Origin of the sequence: Streptococcus sp. cx1 (assembly GCF_052384325.1) — a bacterium.
GTDB classification, from domain to species: domain Bacteria; phylum Bacillota; class Bacilli; order Lactobacillales; family Streptococcaceae; genus Streptococcus; species Streptococcus salivarius_G.
The window spans coordinates 40,935-48,015 of record NZ_JBQSUN010000009.1 but is presented as its reverse complement, the minus strand read 5'-3'; the positions used below and the strand labels follow the sequence as shown (position 1 = coordinate 48,015).

2 protein-coding genes, 1 tRNA gene and 3 rRNA genes are annotated in these 7,081 nt (G+C 45.8%); all 6 read right to left on the bottom strand.

Features of this window, described 5'->3' with window-relative positions:
- Position 1 precedes the first annotated feature (1 nt).
- Positions 2–117, bottom strand: a 5S ribosomal RNA gene (rrf, locus tag ACT170_RS10495).
- Positions 118–200: 83 nt separating this feature from the next.
- Positions 201–3,100, bottom strand: a 23S ribosomal RNA gene (locus tag ACT170_RS10490).
- Between the two features lie 146 nt (positions 3,101–3,246).
- Positions 3,247–3,319, bottom strand: a tRNA-Ala gene (locus ACT170_RS10485).
- Between the two features lie 54 nt (positions 3,320–3,373).
- A 16S ribosomal RNA gene (locus ACT170_RS10480) occupies positions 3,374–4,921 on the bottom strand.
- The 16S, 23S and 5S rRNA genes sit together here with 1 tRNA gene alongside, the layout of an rRNA operon.
- A gap of 424 nt (positions 4,922–5,345) precedes the next feature.
- A complete protein-coding gene (spx, locus tag ACT170_RS10475; RefSeq protein WP_002886328.1) occupies positions 5,346–5,744 on the bottom strand; it encodes a transcriptional regulator Spx in 399 nt (132 codons plus the stop codon).
- 166 nt (positions 5,745–5,910) lie between these two features.
- On the bottom strand, positions 5,911–7,050 hold the full coding sequence (gene recA, locus ACT170_RS10470; RefSeq protein ID WP_002886327.1) for a recombinase RecA: 1,140 nt from the start codon (positions 7,048–7,050) through the stop codon (positions 5,911–5,913).
- Positions 7,051–7,081: the final 31 nt, after the last annotated feature.

Below are 7,081 nucleotides of genomic sequence, written 5' to 3'. Positions count from 1 at the left end.
CGCTAAGCGACTACCATATCTAACAGGGGGCAACCCCCAACTACATCAGGCGTACTAGGGCTTAACTTCTGTGTTCGGCATGGGAACAGGTGTATCTCCTAGGCTATCGTCACTTAACTCTGAGTATTCTCAACTCAAAATTGAATATCTATACTGTATCAAGAAACCAAATCGTTGTCAATATGTCTCAGTTACTTTCTTTGGATAAGTCCTCGAGCTATTAGTATTAGTCCGCTACATGTGTCACCACACTTCCACTTCTAACCTATCAACCTGATCATCTCTCAGGGCTCTTACTGATATAAAATCATGGGAAATCTCATCTTGAGGTGGGCTTCACACTTAGATGCTTTCAGCGTTTATCCCTTCCCTACATAGCTACCCAGCGATGCTCTTGGCAGAACAACTGGTACACCAGCGGTAAGTCCACTCTGGTCCTCTCGTACTAGGAGCAGATCCTCTCAAATTTCCTACGCCCGCGACGGATAGGGACCGAACTGTCTCACGACGTTCTGAACCCAGCTCGCGTGCCGCTTTAATGGGCGAACAGCCCAACCCTTGGGACCGACTACAGCCCCAGGATGCGACGAGCCGACATCGAGGTGCCAAACCTCCCCGTCGATGTGAACTCTTGGGGGAGATAAGCCTGTTATCCCCAGGGTAGCTTTTATCCGTTGAGCGATGGCCCTTCCATGCGGAACCACCGGATCACTAAGCCCGACTTTCGTCCCTGCTCGAGTTGTAGCTCTCGCAGTCAAGCTCCCTTATACCTTTACACTCTGCGAATGATTTCCAACCATTCTGAGGGAACCTTTGGGCGCCTCCGTTACCTTTTAGGAGGCGACCGCCCCAGTCAAACTGCCCGTCAGACACTGTCTCCGATAGGGATAACCTATCTGGGTTAGAGTAGCCATAACACAAGGGTAGTATCCCAACAACGCCTCACTCGAAACTGGCGTCCCGAGGTCATAGGCTCCTACCTATCCTGTACATGTGGTACAGATACTCAATATCAAACTGCAGTAAAGCTCCATGGGGTCTTTCCGTCCTGTCGCGGGTAACCTGCATCTTCACAGGTACTAAAATTTCACCGAGTCTCTCGTTGAGACAGTGCCCAAATCATTACGCCTTTCGTGCGGGTCGGAACTTACCCGACAAGGAATTTCGCTACCTTAGGACCGTTATAGTTACGGCCGCCGTTTACTGGGGCTTCAATTCATACCTTCGCTATTGCTAAGCACTCCTCTTAACCTTCCAGCACCGGGCAGGCGTCACCCCCTATACATCATCTTACGATTTAGCAGAGAGCTGTGTTTTTGATAAACAGTTGCTTGGGCCTATTCACTGCGGCTGACCATAAGTCAGCGCCCCTTCTCCCGAAGTTACGGGGCCATTTTGCCGAGTTCCTTAACGAGAGTTCTCTCGCTCACCTGAGGCTACTCGCCTCGACTACCTGTGTCGGTTTGCGGTACGGGTAGAGTATAATTAACGCTAGAAGCTTTTCTCGGCAGTGTGACATCACTAACTTCGCTACTAAACTTCGCTCCCCATCACAGCTCAATGTTATAGATATAAGCATTTGACTCATATCACACCTCACTGCTTGGCCAGACACTTCCAATCGTCTGGTTTAGTTAGCCTACTGCGTCCCTCCATCACTATATACTCTAGTACAGGAATATCAACCTGTTGTCCATCGGATACACCTTTCGGTCTCTCCTTAGGTCCCGACTAACCCAGGGCGGACGAGCCTTCCCCTGGAAACCTTAGTCTTACGGTGGACAGGATTCTCACCTGTCTTTCGCTACTCATACCGGCATTCTCACTTCTATGCGCTCCAGCACTCCTCACGGTACACCTTCTTCGCACATAGAACGCTCTCCTACCATACCTATAAAGGTATCCACAGCTTCGGTAATATGTTTTAGCCCCGGTACATTTTCGGCGCAGGGTCACTCGACTAGTGAGCTATTACGCACTCTTTGAATGAATAGCTGCTTCTAAGCTAACATCCTAGTTGTCTGTGCAACCCCACATCCTTTTCCACTTAACATATATTTTGGGACCTTAGCTGGTGGTCTGGGCTGTTTCCCTTTCGACTACGGATCTTAGCACTCGCAGTCTGACTGCCGATTATATCTCGTTGGCATTCGGAGTTTATCTGAGATTGGTAATCCGGGATGGACCCCTCACCCAAACAGTGCTCTACCTCCAAGAGACTTAACATCGACGCTAGCCCTAAAGCTATTTCGGAGAGAACCAGCTATCTCCAAGTTCGTTTGGAATTTCTCCGCTACCCACAAGTCATCCAAGCACTTTTCAACGTGCCCTGGTTCGGTCCTCCAGTGAGTTTTACCTCACCTTCAACCTGCTCATGGGTAGGTCACATGGTTTCGGGTCTACGACATGATACTAATGCGCCCTATTAAGACTCGGTTTCCCTACGGCTCCGTCTCTTCAACTTAACCTCGCATCATATCGTAACTCGCCGGTTCATTCTACAAAAGGCACGCTCTCACCCATTAACGGGCTCGAACTTGTTGTAGGCACACGGTTTCAGGTTCTATTTCACTCCCCTCCCGGGGTGCTTTTCACCTTTCCCTCACGGTACTGGTTCACTATCGGTCACTAGAGAGTATTTAGGGTTGGGAGATGGTCCTCCCAGATTCCGACGAGATTTCTCGTGTCTCGCCGTACTCAGGATACTGCTAGGTATAAAGACTATTTCGAATACGAGGCTATTACTCTCTTTGGCCTACCTTCCCAGGTAGTTCTTCTATAATCTTTAAGTCCACGTTGCAGTCCTACAACCCCGAAGAGTAAACTCTTCGGTTTGCCCTCTTGCCGTTTCGCTCGCCGCTACTAAGGCAATCGCTTTTGCTTTCTCTTCCTGCAGCTACTTAGATGTTTCAGTTCACTGCGTCTTCCTCTACATTACCTTAACAGTAATGAGTGACAGGCATTACCTGCCGGGTTCCCCCATTCGGACATCTCTGGATCATTGCTCACTTACAGCTCCCCAAAGCATTTCGTCGTTAGTCACGTCCTTCATCGGCTTCTAGTGCCAAGGCATCCACCGTGCGCCCTTATTAACTTAACCTTATTTTGGTCTTTCGACCTAACTCATTAAATATTCACAGCGTTTCGGTTTATTTTCTTGTTACTATCTATATGTAATTAATTACATATGGAATTTGATATAGATATTCAATTTTCAATGGACAATACTTGAATCTTTCGATTCAATGGAGCCTAGCGGGATCGAACCGCTGACCTCCTGCGTGCAAAGCAGGCGCTCTCCCAGCTGAGCTAAGGCCCCACAAGACCTCTCAAAACTAAATAAGAAACTCAAGTACATTCCGTTTTTCCTTAGAAAGGAGGTGATCCAGCCGCACCTTCCGATACGGCTACCTTGTTACGACTTCACCCCAATCATCTATCCCACCTTAGGCGGCTGGCTCCAAAAGGTTACCTCACCGACTTCGGGTGTTACAAACTCTCGTGGTGTGACGGGCGGTGTGTACAAGGCCCGGGAACGTATTCACCGCGGCGTGCTGATCCGCGATTACTAGCGATTCCGACTTCATGTAGGCGAGTTGCAGCCTACAATCCGAACTGAGATTGGCTTTAAGAGATTAGCTTGCCGTCACCGACTCGCAACTCGTTGTACCAACCATTGTAGCACGTGTGTAGCCCAGGTCATAAGGGGCATGATGATTTGACGTCATCCCCACCTTCCTCCGGTTTATTACCGGCAGTCTCGCTAGAGTGCCCAACTGAATGATGGCAACTAACAATAGGGGTTGCGCTCGTTGCGGGACTTAACCCAACATCTCACGACACGAGCTGACGACAACCATGCACCACCTGTCACCGATGTACCGAAGTAACTTTCTATCTCTAGAAATAGCATCGGGATGTCAAGACCTGGTAAGGTTCTTCGCGTTGCTTCGAATTAAACCACATGCTCCACCGCTTGTGCGGGCCCCCGTCAATTCCTTTGAGTTTCAACCTTGCGGTCGTACTCCCCAGGCGGAGTGCTTAATGCGTTAGCTGCGGCACTGAATCCCGGAAAGGATCCAACACCTAGCACTCATCGTTTACGGCGTGGACTACCAGGGTATCTAATCCTGTTCGCTCCCCACGCTTTCGAGCCTCAGCGTCAGTTACAGACCAGAGAGCCGCTTTCGCCACCGGTGTTCCTCCATATATCTACGCATTTCACCGCTACACATGGAATTCCACTCTCCCCTTCTGCACTCAAGTTTGACAGTTTCCAAAGCGAACTATGGTTGAGCCACAGCCTTTAACTTCAGACTTATCAAACCGCCTGCGCTCGCTTTACGCCCAATAAATCCGGACAACGCTCGGGACCTACGTATTACCGCGGCTGCTGGCACGTAGTTAGCCGTCCCTTTCTGGTAAGCTACCGTCACAGTGTGAACTTTCCACTCTCACACTCGTTCTTGACTTACAACAGAGCTTTACGATCCGAAAACCTTCTTCACTCACGCGGCGTTGCTCGGTCAGGGTTGCCCCCATTGCCGAAGATTCCCTACTGCTGCCTCCCGTAGGAGTCTGGGCCGTGTCTCAGTCCCAGTGTGGCCGATCACCCTCTCAGGTCGGCTATGTATCGTCGCCTAGGTGAGCCGTTACCTCACCTACTAGCTAATACAACGCAGGTCCATCTTGTAGTGGAGCAATTGCCCCTTTCAAATAAATGACATGTGTCATCCATTGTTATGCGGTATTAGCTATCGTTTCCAATAGTTATCCCCCGCTACAAGGCAGGTTACCTACGCGTTACTCACCCGTTCGCAACTCATCCAAGAAGAGCAAGCTCCTCTCTTCAGCGTTCTACTTGCATGTATTAGGCACGCCGCCAGCGTTCGTCCTGAGCCAGGATCAAACTCTCATTAAAAATTTTAATAATTGTTCGAGCGTTAACTCATTACCGTCGTCTGACGATTTATTCTTGTAAATTGACAGGTTATAATTCTTCTATCATAACCCTGCACTTGGTTTCTTATTCAGTTCTCAAAGGTCTTTGTCTCTCTTAAGACAACTTCTATATTCTAGCAAATCTAGAATGCCTTGTCAACACTTTTTTTGAAGTTTTTTTCACTTCTCGTGTCTGCTGTCTCTCGCGAAACAGCTTATTTATAATATCATCTCTAGCTTGTCTTGTCAATAACTTTTTTTAAAGTTTTTTCAAACTTTTTGTTACTGGACAATTTCCTTAAGACTTTATTAGTCTATCAAGTTTGAGAACTAATGTCAATACTTATTTTCTATGCCAGAGTAAACGTAAAAAGAAGATCGCAAGTATCTCCTTTTTTACTTTTTTATAGAGCTGCGCGCATGCGTGCTTGCGAATTTTCGACATTTCTTATTGAACGTGGTAAGAAAGCACGGATGTCATCTTCCTTATAACCCACTTGCAATCTCTTATCATCAATTAAGATTGGGCTCTTCAAGATTCTTGGGTTTTCTTGAATCAAATCAATCACCTCACTGACACTGAGCTCGTCGATATCACAATTTAGAGCTTTAGCATAGCGATTTTTTGATGAAACAATACTCTCAACACCATTCTCTGTTTTTGATAGGATGTTTAAGATTTCTTCTTTTGTAAGTGGTTCTTTACCAAGGTTTTGTTCTTTATAAGGAAGTTGATGGTTGTTCAACCATGTCTTTGCTTTTTTACAACTTGTACAACTTGAGATTGTATAAATCTTAATCATGTTAATTCTCTCTTTCTGTCACATGATACTATTATCTTATCACTGTCCTTGATTTTAGAAATCGGTCTAGCGACCTATTTTGAATCTTGGGGACTTTTTCAATGATCATAGACCCTTTTTATTTAGATTAAAACAAAGAAAAAAGAGCTCGTCGGCTCTTTTACACTTATTCTTCAATTTCAATGGTTGAATCTAGGTCTAAAACAAGTTCATCAGATGTTTCTTCAACTTGTGCTTCTTCAACAATATCCTCTTCATCTGGTTCAATCAAACCATAGTGTACACGTACTTTATGATCAATTTCTTCAAAAATATCTGGATGATCTGCCAAATATTTTTTCGCATTTTCAGATCCTTGACCAATCTTCTCTCCATTGTATGAGAACCAGGCTCCAGCTTTTTGAATAATACCTAAGTCACTAGCGATTTTTACAAGCTCACCTGTTTGTGAAATCCCTTCACCATACATAATTTCAACAAAGGCTTCTTTAAATGGTGGAGCAACCTTGTTTTTGACAACCTTAATTTTAGTTTCCTTACCAACATTTTGGTCTTTTTTATCACCAGTCCCTTTGATTTGCGTATTTCCACGTACATCAAGACGTACTGATGCATAGAATTTTAGAGCACGTCCACCAGGGGTTGTTTCTGGATTACCAAACATAATACCAACTTTTTCACGCAATTGGTTAATGAAGATAGCAATTGTTTTTGTTTTATTGATAGAAGCAGAAAGCTTACGCATGGCTTGACTCATCATACGCGCTTGAAGTCCGACATGGCTGTCACCAATATCTCCATCAATTTCTGCTCGAGGTACCAAAGCTGCAACTGAGTCAACAACAACCAAATCAACTGCACCAGAGTCAATCAGCTTACCAGCAATTTCGAGACCTTGTTCACCTGAATCAGGTTGTGACAAAAGAAGCTCATCGATATTAACACCTAGGGCTGCCGCATAAGCAGGGTCAAGGGCATGCTCTGCATCGATAAAGGCAGCAATTCCACCTTCTTTTTGTGTTTGAGCAACAGCATGGAGGGCTACAGTTGTCTTACCTGACGATTCTGGTCCGTAAATTTCGATAATACGACCTTTAGGATAACCACCTGCACCAAGAGCAATATCCAAAGCCAGCGAGCCTGAACTCATAACTTGAACTTTCTGCTCTGCACGCTCACCAAGACGCATAACCGCACCCTTACCAAAATCTTTTTCAATATTCTTCAAAGCATCGTCAAGTGCTTTACGACGCTCATCTCCAAATTTCTTTGTAATTTCTTCTGTTTTCTTTGTTTTCTTAGCCACTTATTTTCCTCTTCTTTCTATAGTTAAAGAC

What these genes read in the sequence shown, in the direction of transcription:
- spx (WP_002886328.1), bottom strand. Translation starts at nt 5,744, where the DNA reads ATGATTAAGATTTATACAATCTCAAGTTGTACAAGTTGTAAAAAAGCA.